This is a genomic window from Oceanisphaera sp. IT1-181 (assembly GCF_033807535.1).
Classification (GTDB): domain Bacteria; phylum Pseudomonadota; class Gammaproteobacteria; order Enterobacterales; family Aeromonadaceae; genus Oceanimonas.
The window spans coordinates 2,066,086-2,086,154 of record NZ_CP136856.1 but is presented as its reverse complement, the minus strand read 5'-3'; the positions used below and the strand labels follow the sequence as shown (position 1 = coordinate 2,086,154).

Below are 20,069 nucleotides of genomic sequence, written 5' to 3'. Positions count from 1 at the left end.
TGTTTTTGTTAACTGGGCGCTCGGCGCTATCCAATCAAAACTGCGCGCTGGAGATATCATCCAGCGATAGCGAGAAGCTGGGCGCGAATACGTCGAGAAAGTAACGAATCTCTGGGTTCATGCGCGCTTCTAACATGGCGGTGAGGCGCTTTTGAGCGGCGGCAAACTCTTGATTCCCAGCGCTTAGCTCTTCGGCACACTTTAAATAGGCGCACAGCAAGTCTGCTGACTTCACTGTATGAGCGTATTCATCATTGGCATGGGCGCTCAGCAGCGGAGCATAGGCGGCTTGCAGCTCGGTCGGCAACATCTTTACTAAGCTTTGCTCAGCATTACTCTCTATCTCTTTGTAGGCCCGCGCCATCTCCTCGTTATAGTATTTAACGGGGGTGGGTAAATCGCCGGTTAGCACTTCACTGGCATCATGAAACAACGCCTGCATGGCGGCTTTGGCCGGGTCAAGCGTGCCATTAAAAAAGGTGTTTTTGATCACCACCAACGCGTGCGCCACCATGGCCACTTGCAAGCTGTGCTCGGCCACGTTTTCTTGCTCTATGCTGCGCATTAAGGGCCAGCGTTGGATCAACTTCATGCGTGCCATGTGCGCAAAAAAATGACTGCGACTTACATGTGAGTCTTTCATGTACAGTTACCTCGTTAATCATTACCGCCAATCGTCGAGCGGCAGGGCAAGAGATGGCTCTTGCTCACTATATGGATATAATGACAGTAATCGCCTTGAATTAAGCCCTTATTTGTAAAATATACAGGTTGGAGAAAAGACATGGATAAGCATACGCAGACTGAATTAGAAGCCGCGGCCTTTCGCGCCTTAGTGGCACACCTTGATGCCCGCAAAGACGTACAAAATATTGATCTGATGAACTTGGCGGGGTTTTGCCGTAACTGTTTAAGTAAGTGGTATTTAGCTGCTGCACAAGAGCAAGGCGTAGCACTGGACTATGACCAAGCGCGCGAGCAGGTGTATGGCATGCCGTATGAAGAGTGGAAAGATAAGTACCAGCCAGCCGCCACGGCCGAACAGCTAGCGGCGTTTGCCAAAAAATAGCTTTCGTAGAAGCCGCTTCAGCCGGCTGGTTTAGCGTAGCTAAACGTCTTGAAAGACCAAAGAGTAGATACCGGGTCCGTCATCCCAGGCTAGACCCAGTATGACGGCTAAGAAAATACGTGACGCTAACGCGCCACCGGCCGCTGCCTCTACGAGTACAGGCAGCGACCGCTTACGACTTAAAATTTACCGCTGCCTGTAGGGCTATTATTTGAACACGACCGTCTTATTACCGTATACAAACACCTTTTCTTCCAGCACTAAAGTCAGTGCGCGGCTCAACACCGACCTTTCCACATCTCGGCCAGCTTTTGCCATATCTTGGGCACTTAACACGTGATTCACGTGGATCACGTCTTGCTCGATAATGGGCCCTTCATCCAACTCATTGGTCACAAAGTGCGCCGTAGCACCAATCATCTTCACGCCGCGCTCATAGGCTTGGCGATAAGGGCTGGCGCCAATAAAGGCTGGCAAAAATGAGTGATGAATATTGATCAAGCGCTGCTCATAACGGGCCACGAAATCGGGGCTTAAAATGCGCATATATTTCGCGAGGATCACGTAGTCTGGCTGATACTCATCGATAATTTCTGCCATCTTTTGCTCATGCTCAACACGATTTAAGCCTTCGTGAGATATGCTATGAAAAGGAATATCGAACTTGCCCGTCAAGTCTTTGAGCGCGTCGTAGTTACCCACTACGGCGGCAATATCCAGCGTCATGGCACCGGAAAATTGTTTGATCAGAATATCACCCAAACAATGGGCTTCTTTGGTCACCATGATCACCACCCGCTTATTACCGGCGGGCACTAAGCGGCGCTCACTGCCTTTAGGCAGCGCATCGTCGAGATCTGCAAGCAAGGTGTGATCGTTAAAGTAGCCTTCCAGCTCGGTGCGCATAAAGAAGTGGCCATTCTCGTAGTCCACAAACTCATCGTTGCGCATAATGTTTAGCTGATGCTTATAACAGATGTTGGTGATTTTAGAGATAAGCCCTTTGGCATCGGGGCAATGTGTGAGCAGTATTTTTCGTTCCATTATAATGTTCTATCAGCTAGTTAATGATTAGGGAAAGGCAGTCTAGGCCAGTTAAGAGCTCAAGGCATGTTAGCGCTTGGCGCAGCACTGTTTGTATTTTTTAGCCGTGCCGTTTTGCACAGCACTGTTTTGCACAGCCCCGCAGGGGCAGGGCTGATTGGCGCCAATTTTGGGCGGATTAATCAGGCCATCACGATACAACCAGCGGCCGGCAACCTGCTCAAAATACGATTGTTCATGCAATAGTACCACGCGGCCTTGCTCGCGATAACGCACTTTAAATTCGACTACGCCCTGCAAGCCATCTGCCTCTATGCGGGTAAAGATAATCGTTAAGCCTAACCATTGGCAGTTAAGACCATGCTCGGTGAGCTCCTCGGCGGTTAAGCTGCCTTGGGTATCTGGGTGCCAGCTGGCTAACAGGTAATCGCCATTACCTGTGACAAAGGCACTGTAACGGGAGCGCATCAAAGCGAGTGGGGTGGCGGGAGTAACTTGTCCGCTTAACTCTCTGTTTAAATAAGGGGCGCAGCAATCCTCAAGCGGTTGCAGACTTTGGCAATGGCAAAGCATGAGATATCCTGAGTGCTCTGAAATGAATGAAATCTGAGTATGCCACGGTGGGCGAGGGATAAGATAAAAAACACCATAAAAAAACGGCTCCGAGGAGCCGTTTGATATTTACTGCGAGGTAAATATTACTCTACGATTTCAACTTCGATGGTCGCTTGTGCTTTTGCATCAACACGACGATCGCGCTGGCGCTCTTCTTCAGTTTGACCTTCAGCTAACTCACTACCATACCAAGCGGTCTGGATGTTCTGAGCGGCAACACCGCGCTGAACCAAGTAGTCTTTAGCAGCAAGGGCACGGCGCTCAGACAACTTACGGTTGTATTCAGCAGTACCTAAACGGTCAGCATAGCCGGCCAGCTCTACTTGGTAGTTAGGGTTCTGTTGAGCGAAACGTGCTACTTCATCTAAGGTAGCGCGTGATTCGCCTGACAAGTCAGACTTATCAAAACCAAAGTAGATAGAACCATCAGCAGTTACGCTGCGGGTTTCGTAGGTGGTTTCAGGTGCTGGCTGTTGAACAACAGGTGCAACTGGTGGTGGTGTGCTGTCGCCACGGTTAGGGTGCAGTACCACTTCTAACATGTAATTGTTAACGTCGGTGTCAAAGCCTAGGCCGTTCTTACCAGAATCGCCCATGTCTTCGATGCGACGATAGCGAGCTTGAAAGTCAACTAAGTCAGACGCGCGGTAGGTCAGACCTAAACCGGCCATAGGAGCAACGCCTGTGTCGCCTTCGCCAGCATCTACGTCATAACCTAAAGCACCCAGCTCAGCAAACAAAGACATGCGCTCGCTGAGTGGCATACGACCAATGGCTGATAAGTTCAGCGCATTAGTGTCGAGGTCTTGGCCAAAATGGTTAAAGCCCAGCTCAACACCGAAGTAGTCGTTGAAGTTATAACCAGTAAACAAGCTAACGGCTTCGCCATCGCCGTCTAGGCCGGAATTGTTTCTTTCGATATCACTGAATTCTGCATAACCTGCACCAGCACCTAAGTACCAATCAGCTTGTACAGTTGCAGACATACCTGCGGCGGCGAGCGCCAAGGCAATTAAAGTAGGAGCCACTGTCTTTTTCATGTTGTCTTCCTCATTTTACGAGCTTTCGATTCGAGTCGAAATAAATGTATCACGCTCGTCGAGCTAGCAGTGTACCTCGACTACTGTGATGTACGGGTAACCTTTGTTGTTATTTGGCCAACAAGAAGGAGTCCTATAAAAAACTCTCAGTCCTGTTTGAGTATTCCCGTATCAATTCAGACTAGCGGTTTTTACCATTAGCCACAAGATGGAGGCTAGTCTATAGGGCTAAAATTGTCGCAGCCTTTACCACGGACTCTGCTTCTTAGGGCATAATATAGTGTTAGTTGAGTCTTTTTACGATTATTTTGGTTAAAATAGGGCAAGAGCACAACGAGTCTACTTTGTGGTGTTAAACTCAGGTAACCAAGGATGGTTTTTTTGTTATCGACATGTTTCGATGGGAGCAGAAAGCTATGAATCCAGATACCAGCTTAGTCGGGAAAAAGATCCGACAGATACGCGAGTCCATGGGCTTAAGTCGCCCTAAGTTTGCTGAGTTACTACAAGTTCCGCCCACTACCTTAAAGAACTACGAATTAGGGTATAGAGAAGTGGGAGGGGCCTTTTTAGTGGCCTTGGCTCAACATCCTGAGTTACATAAATTTACCTTGTGGTTATTGGCTGACAGTACCATCGACAGCGTGGGGCAAGTCGCACCAGACCAAGAAGGCTAAATTAGACCAAGGTAATGGACAAAGAAGAAGCAAGCCACAGCCGCCGCCTTCCTTGGTGTTAGCCGAATAAGTGTTAGTTTTTGCTTTGCTCCATTAGTCGCTGTCATCAACACTCACTTAAAAGATAACACCTTAATGCCCTTAATTGGTTTTAAGGTGCTTTTGTGTTGCTGACTTTTAGTGGCGTTACGCGCATGCCTGTCAGTAATATGCGTATAAGTAAAATGTGCAATATGGGTACAAGTAAAAGGCGGGGCTATGTATTACGGCATTGATATAGGCGGCAGTAAAATGGCCTGGGCGGTGTTTGATGAGCAAGGCCAAGAGCTAGCGCGTCAGGTGTGTGCCACCCCCCAACACAGTTACGCTAACTTGCGCCAGTGTATCCGCACCTGGGTAAAGGAGGCCGATGACCGCTGGCAAACTAAAGGCCGGTTGGGCATCGGAATTCCTGGCATTCGTGAGGCAAGCGGGCGGGTGTTAGCGGCCAATGTGCCCAGTATTCACGGTCAGTATTTGGCAGCAGATTTAGCGCAAGACTTAGATAGATGCGTGGTGGCAGACAATGACGCCAATTGCTTCTTACTCTCTGAGTCAGTGGGCGGGGCCGCGGCTGATGCCAAGTTGGCCTTGGCACTCACCTTAGGTACAGGCGTGGGCGGTGCCGTGATCCACCAAGGTAAATTGGTGAATAGCGCGCGCGGGAGCAGTGGTGAGTTTGGTCATGGGGGTATTCAGGCCAGCTTATTAGCGCGTTATCCCAACTTGCCGCTCTTTACTTGCGGCTGTGGCCAAGTCGGCTGCTTAGAAACTTATGTGTCCGGTACCGGTTTGGCCAATTTATATCAGCATTTGGTCAACAGCGCAGATCAAGCGACAAGTCCCAGCACAGATGTTTCCACCAAAGTAGTTGCCACCAAACCTGTCGCCGCAAAGCTTGCCGGCCCCGCGATTATTCACGCTTGGCAGCAGGGCGAGGCGCTGGCCGCCGAGTGTGTGGACATGTATGTGGATATTTTGGCGTCGGCACTGGCGAACTTAATGACGCAGCTGGATCCAGATATAGTGGTGTTGGGGGGCGGCTTAAGCGAGCAGGCTTGGTTATATGAGCAACTCAATGCCCGTATACCCAAGTATTTGATGCGACATGTGAGTGCGGTACCGGTAGTGGCGGCGCATTTTGGTGGCAGCGGCGGGGTACGAGGTGCTGCATTATTGGCCAAGTGCGGTGCTTGACCATTTAGCTGGCCGCCATATTTTGTTAGCATGCCTTTTTTAGCCCAACAATTAGGGAATGTCATGTCGTCATATGAGACAGTAGAGCAAAAGGCCAGCTACGGTGTAGGTCGTCAAATCGGTGATCAATTAACCCAGCAATCTTTCGATGGCTTAGAAGTATCAGCCGTACAACAAGGCTTGGCCGATGCCATTGCCGGTGTTGATTTCGCAGTGTCTCGCGAAGACATTAATAGCGCGTTTCAGGTGATCACTCAGCGTATGCAAGAAAAGCAAAGCGCCGAGTCGTCTAAAGCGAAAGAAGCAGAAGCTGAGTTTTTGACTGCTAATGGTGCTCGCGCCGAAATTACGCAAACTGAGTCTGGTCTGCAGTACGAAGTATTGACTAAGGGCGAGGGTGCCATCCCTGCCGCTACCGATACCGTACGTGTACATTACCACGGTACTTTCATCGACGGTTCTGTGTTCGACAGCTCTGTGATGCGCGGTGAGCCTGCTGAGTTCCCAGTAACAGGCGTAATCAAAGGTTGGGTTGAAGCCCTGCAGTTGATGCCTGTGGGTTCTAAGTGGAAGCTGTTTGTACCCCATAACCTCGCCTACGGCGAGCAAGGTGCTGGTGCTATTCCTCCGTGCGCCACCTTGGTGTTCGAAGTTGAGCTTCTAGAAATCGCGTAATTTATTAAAAACCGGCAATCGCCGGTTTTTTTATGCCCTTAATTTCATGTTAATACCCGCCCCAATCTGGCAAACTTTAATGTAATTTTTTGTAAGCATTTAGAGAAAGGAAGAACAGCATGACAAATCCGGTTCGCATTGCCGTAGCTGGTTGTAATGGACGTATGGGCAAGGTGTTGATTGAGTCAGTAAGCCAAACGGCGGGCGTGGTGCTAACCGCCGCCATTGAGCATGCGGGCTCGTCGGTATTGGGCGCCGATGCGGGTGAATTGGCGAACGTCGGTCGTTTAGGGGTCATGGTCAGTGCTGATCTTGCGGCTGTCATTGATAACGTGGATGTGATCATCGACTTCACGCGCCCCGAGGTGACCTTAGCGAACATTGCGCTTGCCCAACAGCACGGAAAGCGACTGGTTATTGGCACCACTGGCTTTGATGACGCGGAGAAAGCCCAAATTCAAGCGGCCATTAATGATACCGCCATCGTCATGGCCTCAAACTTCAGCGTGGGCGTGAACTTGGTGTTCAAGCTGCTGGAACAAGCCGCCAAGGTAATGGGTGATTATACGGATATTGAAATCATCGAAGCCCATCATCGCCATAAAGTCGACGCGCCTTCAGGCACGGCCTTAAGCATGGGCGAAGTGATTGCCAACACCTTGGGCCGAGACTTGAAAAGCTGCGCCGTTTACGGCCGTGAGGGCATTACCGGTGAGCGTGATCCCAATACCATTGGCTTTGCTACCGTGCGCGCCGGCGATATTGTGGGCGAGCACACAGTGATGTTTGCCGATATTGGCGAGCGGGTAGAGATCACGCACAAGGCATCTAATCGCCTGACTTTTGCTAACGGTGCCGTACGCGCTGCAGCTTGGATTGCCGAGCAAAAGCCTGGTTTGTACGATATGCAGGATGTGCTGAATCTAAAATAACCTGAGCTAATGATAAATTGACCTAAAGACGATATCTTTATGCACTTTAGGTCTTTTTTTGTTTTATTAAGACTTTGATTTTTTTAAGTAATTCATTGTTTATTGTGATTTATATATTGAATTTTTAATTAAACCTTCCCAAACAGATATTTTTTAATGTTATCTAGCCCGCCTTAGTGTTTCCTCCCTCTTTTATCGATTTTATTGCGTTTTTTGTGACCTAAAACCCAGTAGAAAGGTTTTTTTATAAAATAGTTTGTCGAAAATGACGCTTTTATATAAGGTAATTAGAATTTGCCCAGTATTAGCCGAAATGTGGTCATTACTTAATAGGATTCATTTCGGGACGACCAGGTAAGTTGTTGATTTTTAATCTTAACTTGGAGGTTGTCTTGACACACACAGCGTTGCTCGTACTCGAAGACGGTGCAGTCTTTTATGGTACAGCCATAGGTGCCGACGGTTGTTCAGTTGGTGAAATGGTATTTAATACGTCTATGACGGGATATCAAGAAATACTCACAGACCCGTCTTATTCCCGCCAAATAGTGACTCTTACTTATCCTCATATCGGCAATACCGGCACCAATGCTGAAGACGAAGAATCCGATCGAGTGCATGCTCAAGGTTTGATTATTCGTGACCTCCCGCTTATGGCTTCTAACTTTCGCAGCCAAGACTCCCTGTCTAATTACCTTAAAGCCCACAACATAGTGGGCATTGCCGATATCGATACCCGTAAACTCACCCGTATCTTGCGTGAAAAAGGCGCTCAAGCGGGCTGCATTGTGGCCGGTAGCGATTTAGATGAAGCGAAAGCTTTGGCAGCAGCCAAGGCATTTCCTGGTCTAAAAGGCATGGACTTAGCTAAAGTCGTGACCACCCAAATCTCTTACCCATGGCTGCAGGGCAGCTGGCGCCTAGGCGAGGGCTTTAATGAACCTAATGTGGCTGACTTACCCTACCACGTGGTGGCCTATGACTATGGCGTGAAGCGCAATATCTTACGCATGTTGGTGGACCGCGGGTGTCGGGTCACTGTCGTGCCAGCCCAAACCTCGGCCGCCGACGTATTAGCGCTGCAGCCTGATGGCATTTTCTTGTCTAATGGCCCCGGTGACCCAGAGCCGTGCGACTACGCCATTAGCGCCATTAAAACCTTACTCGACAGCAATATCCCGCTGTTTGGTATTTGCTTAGGCCATCAGTTACTGGGCTTGGCCAGTGGTGCTCAAACCATAAAAATGAAGTTTGGCCATCACGGTGCTAATCATCCGGTGAAAGACCTCACACAAAATCGGGTGATGATCACCAGCCAAAACCACGGTTTTGCGGTGGACGAAGCCAGCTTACCGACTAACGTGCAAGTGACACATCGCTCATTATTTGATGGCACAGTGCAGGGTTTTAAGCGCACCGACAAACCGGCGTTCAGCTTTCAAGGACACCCGGAAGCCAGCCCTGGGCCTAATGAGGCCGCCAGCTTGTTCGACGATTTTATCGATTTGATTAAACAGCACCGCGTGTAGGAGTAGGTAAGTCATGGCAAAACGTACAGATATAAAAAGCATCCTGATCTTGGGTGCCGGGCCCATCGTGATCGGACAGGCCTGTGAATTCGACTACTCCGGTGCTCAGGCCTGTAAAGCGCTGCGCGAAGAAGGTTATCGCGTTATTTTAGTGAACTCTAATCCTGCCACCATAATGACAGACCCAGACATGGCCGATGCCACGTATATCGAGCCGATTCACTGGGAAGTGGTGCGCGAAATTATCAAAAAAGAACGCCCGGATGCGGTGCTGCCCACCATGGGCGGCCAAACGGCGCTTAACTGTGCGCTGGATCTGGAAAAGCACGGCGTGTTGGCTGAATTTAATGTCGAGATGATAGGCGCCAGCGCCGATGCCATCGATAAAGCCGAAGATCGTAACCGCTTCGATAAAGCCATGAAGAGCATAGGGCTGGCGTGCCCCCGCGCTGGCATCGCCCGCAACATGGAAGAGGCGTACAAGGTACAAGCTGAAGTGGGCTTCCCTTGTATTATCCGGCCTTCTTTTACCATGGGCGGCTCTGGCGGCGGTATTGCGTATAATCGCGAAGAGTTCGAAGAAATTTGTACGCTCGGCTTAGACTTATCACCGACCAACGAGCTGTTGATTGATGAGTCTTTAATCGGCTGGAAAGAATTTGAGATGGAAGTGGTGCGCGACAAAAACGACAACTGCATTATTGTCTGCGCCATCGAAAACTTTGACGCCATGGGCGTGCACACCGGTGACTCTATTACCGTGGCACCGGCGCAAACCTTGACCGATAAAGAATATCAAATCATGCGCAGCGCCTCCTTGGCCATTTTGCGTGAGATAGGTGTCGAAACTGGCGGCTCTAACGTACAGTTTGGTATTGAACCGGGTACGGGGCGCATGGTGGTGATAGAGATGAACCCGCGGGTTTCTCGCTCTTCCGCCTTGGCTTCAAAAGCCACCGGCTTTCCGATTGCTAAAATCGCCGCCAAGCTGGCGGTGGGTTACACGCTGGATGAGCTGCAAAACGACATTACCGGCGGTCGCACGCCTGCCTCGTTTGAGCCAGCCATCGATTACGTAGTTACCAAAATTCCGCGCTTTAACTTTGAAAAATTTGCTGGCGCCAACGACCGCTTAACCACCCAGATGAAGTCGGTGGGTGAGGTGATGTCGATTGGCCGTAACTTCCAAGAATCCTTGCAAAAAGCACTGCGCAGCCTAGAAACGGGCCAACACGGTTTAGACCCGATTGTCGAATTGGCTGAAGCCGGTGTGTTTGATGTAGACAGCATGGCGCGCATTCGCCATGAGCTAAAAGAGCCAGGCCCAGACCGCATTTGGTACATAGGCGATGCCTTTCGCGCCGGCATGAGCATGGACGAGATCTTTACCCTGACCAACGTCGACCCTTGGTTCTTGGTACAAATTGAAGAGTTGATCAAGCTAGAAGGGCAGGTGAGTGAGCTGGCCATTACTGACCTTACGCCTCAACTGCTGCGCACTCTTAAGCGTAAAGGCTTTGCCGACATTCGTTTAGGCAAGCTGTTGGGTCTTTCTGAAGATGAAGTACGCAAGTTGCGCCATCGCTTTGAAATTTTCCCGGTTTACAAGCGGGTGGACACCTGTGGCGGCGAATTCGCCACCGACACTGCTTACTTGTACTCCACTTATGATGAAGAGTGCGAAGCCAAGCCGTCTAATAAAGACAAGATCATGATCTTGGGTGGTGGCCCCAATCGTATCGGTCAAGGTATCGAGTTTGATTACTGCTGTGTGCACGCCGCGTTAGCGCTGCGTGAAGACGGTTATGAAACCATTATGGTGAACTGTAATCCAGAAACCGTTTCCACTGACTACGACACCTCAGATCGCCTCTACTTTGAGCCGGTGACGCTAGAAGATGTGCTGGAAATTGTGCGTATCGAACAGCCCAAAGGCGTGATTGTGCAATACGGTGGCCAAACGCCGCTCAAATTAGCCCGCGCGCTGGAAGCGGCCGGTGTGCCCATTATTGGCACCAGCCCAGATGCCATCGACCGAGCCGAAGACCGCGAGCGTTTTCAGCAAGCGGTGGAGCGCCTTGGCTTAAAGCAGCCAGAAAACGGCACCGTCACCAACCTGGAGCAAGCAGTAGTAGTGGCCGAGCGTATCGGTTATCCGCTGGTGGTGCGTCCTTCTTATGTGTTGGGCGGGCGCGCCATGGAAATCGTCTACGACGAGCAAGACTTGCGTCGTTACTTTAAAGAAGCGGTCACCGTGTCTAACGAATCACCGGTATTGCTGGATCGCTTCTTGGATGACGCCATTGAAGTAGACGTGGATGCCATCTGTGATGGCAAAGACGTGGTGATTGGCGGCATTATGGAGCACATCGAACAAGCGGGTGTGCACTCCGGTGACTCGGGTTGTTCACTGCCGGCTTATACCTTAAGCCAAGCGGTGCAAGATGAGATGCGCGAGCAAACACGCAAGTTAGCGCTTGAGCTTGGCGTGATTGGCTTAATGAACATTCAGTTTGCGGTGAAGGGTAGCGACATTTATCTGATTGAAGTTAACCCCCGCGCCGCGCGTACCGTGCCGTTTGTGTCTAAAGCGACCGGCGTGCCGTTAGCAAAAGTGGCCGCACGGGTCATGGCGGGTAAAACACTGGCCGAGCTGGGAGCGACCGTCGAGGTGATACCGCCATATTTCTCCGTTAAAGAAGTGGTGTTGCCGTTCAACAAGTTCGCGGGTGTGGATCCGCTACTGGGACCTGAAATGCGCTCCACCGGTGAAGTGATGGGCGTGGGTGAAACCTTCGGCGAAGCCTTTGGTAAAGCGCACTTAGGTGCGGGTAAGGCGGTACCCACCAGTGGGCGAGCCTTATTGTCGGTGCGTGACAGCGATAAGAAACGCGTGGTTGAGCTGGCGAAAGCCTTGCTGGCCGCCGGCTTTGAGCTGGACGCCACCCACGGCACGGCAGTGGTGTTGGGTGAAGCCAATATTAATCCGCGCTTGGTCAACAAGGTCCATGAAGGTCGCCCGCATATCTTGGATCGCATCAAGAATAATGAGTACACCTATATAGTGAACACGGTAGAAGGCCGTCAGGCCATCGAAGACTCCCGCCAACTGCGCCGCGGCGCGCTCGCACAAAAGCTGGCGTACAGCACCACGCTTAATGGCGGTATCGCCACCTGCATGGCGATGGCCTTTGATGCCACTGCGTCTGTGGTCTCGGTGCAAGAAATGCATGAGCGCCTTGCTGCTCGTAGTAAGTAAGTAAGTAAGTAAGTAAGTAAGTAAGTGAATGAGCAGTTGGCGAACACAGCGCGGCGGCTAAGCCATTAGCCCATAAGATGAAGGTGCCTTTAGGGCACCTTTTTGCTTATCTAAGTGTTTGTCTAATCATGTGCGTAATCGCTTATGCAAGAGAAGGCATGCCTAGTTAGGGTTTAGCATTTTATGTAAAAATACCCAGCTACGCTGGCCGAGCGAAGCGCTCTGCCTAACCAAAGGAGTGGCGACAGAAGCCAAAGGTGTTTGTTGGCTTGGTAACTTACAGCTAATTAACCGTTAAAAATTAAACACTTAGGCATGTTTAATTGGCGATTTTTTCTATTGGTTAATAAATGACCACATATAATCTCGATAAAGTTTGACGCCACCCCCCGACTCCCGTAGAGTGCACTCCAGCAAAAGATTCAAGTTAGCGCGGCCGTTGTACATTGTTCGTACCTTTTTGGCACTACAGTCACCAAGCTTCCCTTATTTGATATTTGTTGCATTTTCCGAGCATTCGCTCGTCACACTAAAATAAAGGTAAGATTTATTATGGCTACTGGTACCGTAAAATGGTTTAACGAAGCAAAAGGTTTTGGTTTTATCACTCCTGCTGATGGCAGCAAAGATTTGTTCGCACATTTCTCTGAAATCACTGGTAGTGGCTTCAAAACTTTGGCTGAAGGCCAACAGGTATCTTACACCGCTACTGAAGGTGCTAAAGGTCCTCAAGCTTCTCAAATCGAAGCTATCTAATTACCCTCGGGTAAGACAGATACTAAAAAAACCCGCTTCGGCGGGTTTTTTGTTTTTGTAGATTGGTGTGAGGGTGAGGGGTAAAGAGTGAAGGGGACGAGCCGAATCATGTCTTGTTGGTATTCTGCCGTCATACTGGGCTTGCCCCAGTATCTCGTACTTATGCACTAAAACTCACCTGATTACCCACAAAGCTCAGCCATATTTAAGAGAACTCGGTACCAATGAATTCAATAGGTTACAGGGAGGTGCCGCCTCTTCGGTAAAGAGTATGAGGCTCAGTTTGGTATTTTGACCTTGTAGGGGCCCGTCTCTTCGGCGAAGAGGACTTCGGCCCAGTTTGTTGTTTTGGTTTAAATCTAAACCTCAGTAACAGTCAGCAGAGCTGGCCTGCCGAAGTCCTCTTTATTAAAGAGACGGGGCAGTTACAAAGAACAAACCGAAACAGGGTGCATTATGGCTGAGGTTCTTACGTAATCACTAAAACTTAAAGCGAGATCCTGACTTGCGTCAGGAAGACGGCGTAAGTGCGGTGTATTCTGCAGGCGAACACTTGTTCTCACATTTTGCTGTAGGCGAAACGCTTTAAAAATATAAGCCTTGTTTTACAGCTGATACACAAAACAATTCTACTTCGCAGAACTAGCAGCTACAGAGGGCGGTATATTACTTAGCTTCCAAAAGGGTTACGCTGTTTTTATCTTCACGCTTCACGCTTCACGCTTCACGCTTTACTCATCACGAGCCGAAGGCGCTTCCATCCATGACTCTAATATCAATTGCGCCGACACGGCATCAACCGCATCTTTACCTAATGCCTTATAGCCACCGGCATCAAATAGTCGCGCACGGGCATCGGTCGTAGTCAGGCGTTCATCTTGCAGCTCTACGGCTAAGCCAAAGCGGCCATGTAAGCGGTTGGCAAACTTGCGCGCACGGCGGCTAATGTCTTGCTCGGTGCCATCCATATTTAGCGGTAAGCCCACAATCAACAGTGCTGGTTGCCACTCTTTGAGTATGGCTTCGATTTGTTCCCAGTTAGGCACGCCGTCATTGGCTTTTAAGGCCAAGAGTGGACGAGCCGAAGCGGTAATTTCTTGGCCTACGGCCACACCTATGCTTTTAGTGCCGTAATCAAAACCGAGCAGGGTACGGCTCATGCATGACCTACTTGTGAAGATAAATGACGAGGATCTACGCCTAAACGGCCGATGGCTTGGTGCCAACGATTGCTCAAAGGCGTATCAAACAGTAAAGCGGTATCGGCGGGCACGGTTAACCAGCTGTTTTCACTGAGCTCTTGCTCTAACTGACCGGGCGTCCAACCCGCATAGCCTAACGCCACTAAATAATGCTCAGGCTCCATATCTGTGCCTAAGGTTTCTAGTACGTCTGGCGAGGTGGTGATCATTAAATTATCGGCCAACATTTGGCTGGAGCTAAATCCCGCCATGGGGCTGTGCAACACAAAACCACGGTCGGTCGCGACCGGTCCGCCTTGTAATACGGGTTGATCAAGCTCAGAGGGGGTATCTTCAGGCCCCATCTCCAGCTGATCTAATAACGCATACAAAGGCATATCGATGGGGATATTAATCACCAGCCCCATGGCGCCTTCGTCATTATGTTCACAGACATAGGTCACTGAACCACCAAAGAAGGGATCTTTGAGGTTGGGCATAGCAATAAGAAAATGATGTTGCAAAGAGTCCATGTCATCTCGTTTTGAGTCAGAAATGGCCCCACCCGTTACCGAGTGGGGGCTATGGTCTTACCGTTAGGATAGACGTTTTTCAATCGCGTCCATCAACATTCCCGAAATATTTACCGGAAATGCCGCTTCAATCTCGCGCACGCAAGTTGGGCTGGTGACGTTAATTTCAGTCAGTTTATCACCAATAATATCGAGCCCCACAAAGATCAAGCCTTTTGCCTTTAAGGTAGGGCCTAATGCCTCGGCAATGCGGCGATCACTGTCGCTTAAGGGTTGGGCGACGCCTAAACCGCCGGCGGCCAAGTTGCCACGCGTTTCTCCGCCTTGGGGAATGCGGGCTAAGCAATAAGGCACAACTTCGCCATCCACCACTAAGACCCGCTTATCGCCCTGTTTAATGGCGGCAATATAGGTTTGTACCATGCAGTAACGCGTGCCGTGCTCCGTCAGGGTTTCGATGATCACGCCTAAGTTGGGGTCGTCTTGCTTCACGCGAAAAATTGAGGCGCCGCCCATGCCATCTAAGGGCTTTATGATCATATCGCTGTGCTCTTCATGAAAGGCACGAATATCCATGGCACTGCGGGTAACCAGCGTGGTGGGCGTAAATTCAGAAAACCACGCGGTGTAGAGCTTTTCGTTAGCATCGCGCAGGCTTTGCGGCTTGTTGACGATCAGCGTGCCTTTTTCTTCGGCGCGCTCTAACAAATAAGTGGCGTAAATATATTCGGTGTCAAAAGGCGGATCTTTACGCATTAAGATCACGTCCAGATCACTTAACGGCAGCAATTGCGGCTCATCTAAGGTGAACCATTGGTTGGCATCTTCTTTTACGGTCAGTTTGGCCATGCGGCCAAAGGAATCGCCGCCGCGCAGGCTTAAATCGCCCATTTCCATATACCAAAGCTCATAGCCACGGCGTTGCGCTTCTAGCAACATGGCGAAGCTGGTGTCTTTTTTGATGTTGATGGACTGTATCGGGTCCATCACTATTCCCAGTTTAATGGCGGTCATGCAAGATCTCCAAATCGGCATTGCAAAGCGGTAATGGCGGTTAAGGCCGCGGTTTCGGTTCTCAGTACTCGGGGCCCGAGCAAAATATCAATAAAATCTTGGCTGCTGGCCTGACAAATTTCTTCATCGGACAAGCCCCCCTCTGGGCCTATTAATAAGCGCACGCCTGCTTTGGGAGCGGGTAGGGTATTCACGCTGAGCTCGGCTTTAGGGTGCAAATTAAGCTTAAGATCGTCGGTTTGCTCGGCGAGCCAGTCATGTAACTGCATGGCGGGGCGTATTTCTGGTACCCGATTACGGCCACACTGCTCACAGGCAGCAATGGCGATGCTCTGCCATTGTTGAATTTTTTTCTCTAAACGCTCACCGGTCAACTTAACGCCACAGCGACTGGAAAACAGCGGCGTGATCACATTCACGCCCAGCTCCACTGACTTTTGAATGGTGAACTCCATTTTTTCACCGCGGCTGATCACCTGTCCAAGATGAAAGGGCAAGGGCGACTCGCAATCATAAGCGTCAAATTCACCCACCAATACTTGCACCGTTTTTTTATCGGCGTGAGTGATTTCGGCAGCGTATTGCCCGCCTTGGCCATTAAATAGCACCAGTGCTTGGCCAACTTGCATGCGCAGTACGCGGCCCACATGATTGGCGGCTTCATCTGAGAGTGGCAGCGCCAAGCCTGAGCGCAGATCCACGGCTTCATAAATTCGGGGTATACGCATAATGTTGTACGGTTCTTTTACTAAGAAGGGTGGCGGCTGGGTATTGAGTTAACACCCAGCACAAGCGCAGATGAGCCACATTGTACCGCTAGAAGCCATGGGCTGCTAGGCGTAAAGGGTGAAGTGTAAAGAGCGAAGGGGACAAGCTTACCGATGTTTGTCTCAATCTCTTTACCCTTCACCCATGGCGCTGCACATAATACTTATGGGCAGTTTTTTGCTATGCGATAGCCGGCAGCGATGGCGGCTTGGGCATTATTAAAGCTCACTCTGTTTTTCTCGCTAACGCTGTGGTAGCTAGGGCAATCCGAGCGATGAAAAATCTGTGAATTACGGTTGCCGCGTATCTCTGAGCTGGGCTGAGTTTGGCGACTAGCAACAGTTTGAGGAGCGCTGGTATTGGCCGAAAAGGGCGCTAGGCTGGCGGTGGCGTTATCAAACTGGCTATTACCGAGCGCCATGTAAATGGGCGCATGATCAGACACATGCGTGCGACTTTTACTGTGATCCCAACCAATGAGCTTAGGAAAATCAATGATGCCTGCCGCTTTAACGTTCAAGTGACTGTCGCGCTCAATCCAGATGTTATCGTAGAGATTGGCATATTTCCCGGGCTTTTCCGACAAGGTCGAAGCGCCTGAAGTGAGCAATGGTTGGGCAAACTGCTTTAACGGTGCCCACGCTTTATGTGCTTGATCAAGATTAAAATCACCGGCTAATACCAGCGGCGTATTGGGGTACACCTCCTTCATCCATAACCAATAATCGGCCAGCGCTTGTATCTCTGGCACGCGGTCTTTCACGCCTTTGCCGTACAAAATATGCACGGTACCCATGGCCAGCTCACTGTTATCGTGCTTTGATTTAAATCTGGCCGAAAAGGGCTCACGAATAAAGTGGTTCTTTTTATCGAGATACACAACAGCGCCGTCTTGATAGCTCACCGCCGACTCTCGCCAAAGAAAGGCATACATTTCTTTGTAGCTGCTTGAGCCGATCGCATGGGAAACCAAATGGCTCCAGGGTTCACCGCTGTGCTTTTCTAATGCTTGCTCTAATGCGGCGATGCCATCTTCGGTCATCACTTCTTGTACCGCCAGCAAGTCGACTTTACTGGCGATGGTGGCCAGTGCCGCAAAGCTCTTTTGGCTACCATGGCCCAGACGCTGAATATTCCAAGAGCCCACCACAATATCACTGGCGTACACACTTAAGGTAGGGAGCAAGACACCGCAGACAGCAAAAATAGCCGCGGTACTATAGCGACGTAAGGTACGTAAAATGTTCATATTGGCAGTTATGTTCCTGAAGGTGAAAGTGAGAAATAAAGCCTAGTGTTGCTACATTAATCGTCTTTCTGACGCGGATCTTGAGCTGGTTTTGTCTTTAGCTGGGCGCTTGGTGCTCGGTGCTTGGCGCTAATGTTTTTTGTAAGAGCCCATTACAGTGCAGGCACAGGTAGCGCTGCTGGGCGCGCATTATCTTGTTGTGGCGCCTAAGCGTCAATTGGTGACTACGACAAGCACATTGATAACTGAAGGTAGGGGCAACCTTGCTGGTATCTAACTGATGGCGAGTGCGGGGCGTGAGCCCAAACACCGACTGCATAATATGCTGCCATTCGCGCCCGTGGGGTTTAACTTTGCCGAAGCAGGCGAAGGTGACCAGATGCGCCACTTCATGAGGCACAATCTCGTCCATAAACTCCGCTTCATTATCTGCCAACAGCACCGGATTAAAGCGCAGCTCCCAACGCTCTAGCCAAGCGGAGCCCGCAATGCGTCCGCCTTGATTAAAGCGCACTAAAGGCTGGGCAAATTCCCGCGCGAGCTCTGTGGCGGCCAACTGCATGCAGTCCTGAACGTGAGTAATGATCCGTTGTTGTATATCAGAGGTCATATGCACATATTTATTTAGCGTGAGGCGTAAGGCGTAAGGAGATAGAGGTTAAACTCTTCTCATACCGTTCTGGAAATCTAACTGATCATATTATCCTGCTTCGCCACGGTTTTATATTTTAAAACAGCCAGCGAAGCTGGCCCGTCGAACAAGTTGACGGCTACAAGGTAAAAACAAAAAACCGTGCTGAAGTCCTCTTCACTGAAGTTATGAGATAGGTCATATTTCTACTTAGATTGGTATCACCTCACGCCTTACTTCTCACTTTTTACACATTAAAAAAGGGAAGCCGTAGCTTCCCTTTTGATTCGGCATTTGGCGGGCTTATTTTAAGCCGGCGGCGTCGCGCAGTAAGTCGGCTTTGTCGGTGGCTTCCCACGAGAACTCTTCGCGACCAAAGTGACCGTACGCAGCGGTAGACTGATAAATCGGGCGATTCAAGTCCAGCATTTGGATCAGGCCGTAAGGGCGCAGGTCAAAATACTCGCGCACTAACGCATCAATCAAATCTTCTGCCACCTTGCCGGTGCCAAAGGTTTCAACGCTAATTGACGTAGGCTCAGCCACACCAATTGCGTAAGACACTTGAATTTCACAGCGATCTGCAAGGCCGGCAGCAACGATGTTTTTCGCTACATAACGGGCGGCGTAGGCCGCAGAACGGTCAACTTTAGATGGATCTTTACCAGAGAAAGCACCGCCGCCGTGGCGAGCCATGCCGCCGTAGGTATCAACGATGATTTTACGACCGGTCAAACCACAGTCACCCACAGGGCCGCCAATAATAAACTGACCGGTGGGGTTGATGAAATACTTGGTGTTTTTGGTCAACCATTCCGCCGGTAATACGGGCTTAATAATGGTGTCCATCACGGCTTCACGCAGCATGGCTTGATCAATCTCAGGGCAATGTTGGGTAGATAATACTACCGCATCAATCGCCGCGGGCTTGCCCGCATCATCATATACAAAGGTGATTTGCGCTTTTGCATCTGGGCGTAACCAAGTTAACTCTTTAGACTTGCGCACTTCTGCTTGGCGCTTCATCAACTTATGTGCATAAGTAATGGGTGCTGGCATCAGTACGTCGGTTTCGTTAGACGCATAACCAAACATCAAGCCTTGGTCGCCGGCACCTTGAGCGTAGGGGTCTACGTCTTCACGGTCCACGCCCATGGCGATATCGGGAGATTGCTTACCAATGGCATTCAAAACGGCACAGCTGGCGCCGTCAAAACCCATGTCTGAGCTGGTGTAACCAATGTCACTGACGGTTTTGCGTACTAAGTCTTCGATATCTACCCAAGCACTGGTGGTAACTTCACCGCCAACAATTACCATGCCGGTTTTAACGAAACTTTCGCACGCCACGCGTGCTTTGGGATCTTGTTCGATAATGGCGTCCAGTACCGCATCTGAGATCTGGTCGGCAATTTTATCCGGATGACCTTCGGAGACGGACTCGGAGGTAAATAGTTTGGCCATGATGATTTCCTAACGTATTAATAAAAATAAATCTGGTGTGTTATCTGCGCACTTTTTTTGTTGAGCCATCGGTCAATAAAGTGAGCTATCTCTAGCAGTTATCACTCAATGATGATGTATACACGGTGGCAGTATTAACATCTAGACGGCTATTCTAAAGAGGGGTGCCCTCAATTACCAGTAAAATGTCGCCGTGCTGTGCATTATCCGCGATGGCTTCGGCGCTCACTCATGCCAGCAAAAAGCCAGCTATATAGAAGCACTAAGCAAGTAAGATGTTGCGAGTCAAAGACACTAACTTACTGATAATTAGCCATACGGAACCTGATTATGCTGCACGCATGAGATTAGATTTGCGCCGCCTAGCAGTCTTTGGGACAATACGGCAGTTTTACAC

General features: G+C 50.0%; 19 protein-coding genes. 8 read left to right on the top strand and 11 right to left on the bottom strand.

The genetic code is table 11. The annotated features are described in order from the left end of the window. Positions 1-34: 34 nt before the first annotated feature. Complete coding sequence (gene yfbR, locus R0134_RS09305) at positions 35-643, bottom strand: 5'-deoxynucleotidase (RefSeq protein ID WP_319781615.1); 609 nt, start codon at positions 641-643, stop codon at positions 35-37. Positions 644-784: 141 nt separating this feature from the next. Between yfbR and R0134_RS09300 the strand changes: the two genes are divergently transcribed. After that, positions 785-1,069 carry a DUF1244 domain-containing protein gene (locus tag R0134_RS09300; RefSeq protein WP_319781613.1) on the top strand — a complete coding sequence of 95 codons (285 nt, stop codon included), beginning with the start codon at positions 785-787 and terminating at the stop codon, positions 1,067-1,069. A 207-nt stretch (positions 1,070-1,276) separates the two neighbouring features. Here R0134_RS09300 and purU read toward each other — a convergent pair whose 3' ends face one another. From purU to R0134_RS09285, 3 genes are all read right to left on the bottom strand, one after another. Then, positions 1,277-2,113 (bottom strand): formyltetrahydrofolate deformylase, encoded by an 837-nt coding sequence (gene purU / locus R0134_RS09295; RefSeq protein WP_319781612.1) that lies wholly within the window; start codon positions 2,111-2,113, stop codon positions 1,277-1,279. A 69-nt stretch (positions 2,114-2,182) separates the two neighbouring features. Next, positions 2,183-2,686 carry a YchJ family protein gene (locus tag R0134_RS09290; RefSeq protein WP_319781611.1) on the bottom strand — a complete coding sequence of 168 codons (504 nt, stop codon included), beginning with the start codon at positions 2,684-2,686 and terminating at the stop codon, positions 2,183-2,185. Between the two features lie 125 nt (positions 2,687-2,811). Beyond that, positions 2,812-3,768, bottom strand: coding sequence for an OmpA family protein (locus R0134_RS09285; protein WP_319781609.1), 957 nt, complete (start codon positions 3,766-3,768; stop codon positions 2,812-2,814). A gap of 416 nt (positions 3,769-4,184) precedes the next feature. On the opposite strand from R0134_RS09285, the gene R0134_RS09280 reads away from it, so the two are divergent. The 7 genes from R0134_RS09280 (at position 4,185) to R0134_RS09250 (ending at position 12,832) form a co-directional block, all read left to right on the top strand. Beyond that, positions 4,185-4,445, top strand: coding sequence for a helix-turn-helix domain-containing protein (locus R0134_RS09280; protein WP_087038236.1), 261 nt, complete (start codon positions 4,185-4,187; stop codon positions 4,443-4,445). A 258-nt stretch (positions 4,446-4,703) separates the two neighbouring features. Beyond that, complete coding sequence (locus R0134_RS09275) at positions 4,704-5,681, top strand: ROK family protein (RefSeq protein WP_319781608.1); 978 nt, start codon at positions 4,704-4,706, stop codon at positions 5,679-5,681. 63 nt (positions 5,682-5,744) lie between these two features. After that, complete coding sequence (locus R0134_RS09270; RefSeq protein ID WP_319781607.1) at positions 5,745-6,356, top strand: FKBP-type peptidyl-prolyl cis-trans isomerase; 612 nt, start codon at positions 5,745-5,747, stop codon at positions 6,354-6,356. 119 nt (positions 6,357-6,475) lie between these two features. After that, positions 6,476-7,288 (top strand): 4-hydroxy-tetrahydrodipicolinate reductase, encoded by an 813-nt coding sequence (gene dapB, locus R0134_RS09265; RefSeq protein WP_319781606.1) that lies wholly within the window; start codon positions 6,476-6,478, stop codon positions 7,286-7,288. 392 nt (positions 7,289-7,680) lie between these two features. Continuing rightward, positions 7,681-8,817, top strand: a complete 1,137-nt coding sequence (carA, locus tag R0134_RS09260; protein ID WP_319781605.1) for a glutamine-hydrolyzing carbamoyl-phosphate synthase small subunit — start codon at positions 7,681-7,683, stop codon at positions 8,815-8,817. A gap of 13 nt (positions 8,818-8,830) precedes the next feature. Next, on the top strand, positions 8,831-12,076 hold the full coding sequence (carB, locus tag R0134_RS09255) for a carbamoyl-phosphate synthase large subunit (protein WP_319781604.1): 3,246 nt from the start codon (positions 8,831-8,833) through the stop codon (positions 12,074-12,076). 552 nt (positions 12,077-12,628) lie between these two features. Beyond that, complete coding sequence (locus R0134_RS09250; protein ID WP_087038242.1) at positions 12,629-12,832, top strand: cold-shock protein; 204 nt, start codon at positions 12,629-12,631, stop codon at positions 12,830-12,832. Positions 12,833-13,563: 731 nt separating this feature from the next. Here the strand turns inward: R0134_RS09250 and ruvX are convergent. The 7 genes from ruvX to metK form a co-directional block, all read right to left on the bottom strand. Then, entirely contained in the window at positions 13,564-13,992 is a 429-nt protein-coding gene (gene ruvX / locus R0134_RS09245; RefSeq protein WP_319781603.1) for a Holliday junction resolvase RuvX, read from the bottom strand. Beyond that, on the bottom strand, positions 13,989-14,546 hold the full coding sequence (locus R0134_RS09240) for a YqgE/AlgH family protein (RefSeq protein ID WP_087038244.1): 558 nt from the start codon (positions 14,544-14,546) through the stop codon (positions 13,989-13,991). The genes ruvX and R0134_RS09240 overlap by 4 nt, the downstream gene beginning before the upstream one ends. A gap of 63 nt (positions 14,547-14,609) precedes the next feature. Beyond that, positions 14,610-15,560, bottom strand: a complete 951-nt coding sequence (gene gshB, locus R0134_RS09235; protein WP_319781602.1) for a glutathione synthase — start codon at positions 15,558-15,560, stop codon at positions 14,610-14,612. Beyond that, positions 15,557-16,288 (bottom strand): 16S rRNA (uracil(1498)-N(3))-methyltransferase, encoded by a 732-nt coding sequence (rsmE, locus tag R0134_RS09230; RefSeq protein ID WP_319781601.1) that lies wholly within the window; start codon positions 16,286-16,288, stop codon positions 15,557-15,559. Before rsmE ends, gshB begins: the two co-directional genes overlap by 4 nt. Positions 16,289-16,491: 203 nt before the next feature. Continuing rightward, on the bottom strand, positions 16,492-17,577 hold the full coding sequence (locus R0134_RS09225; RefSeq protein ID WP_319781599.1) for an endonuclease/exonuclease/phosphatase family protein: 1,086 nt from the start codon (positions 17,575-17,577) through the stop codon (positions 16,492-16,494). 97 nt (positions 17,578-17,674) lie between these two features. Next, positions 17,675-18,187 carry a SprT family zinc-dependent metalloprotease gene (locus R0134_RS09220; RefSeq protein WP_319781597.1) on the bottom strand — a complete coding sequence of 171 codons (513 nt, stop codon included), beginning with the start codon at positions 18,185-18,187 and terminating at the stop codon, positions 17,675-17,677. A 324-nt stretch (positions 18,188-18,511) separates the two neighbouring features. Next, on the bottom strand, positions 18,512-19,672 hold the full coding sequence (metK, locus tag R0134_RS09215) for a methionine adenosyltransferase (protein WP_319781596.1): 1,161 nt from the start codon (positions 19,670-19,672) through the stop codon (positions 18,512-18,514). Between the last annotated feature and the right edge of the window lie 397 nt (positions 19,673-20,069).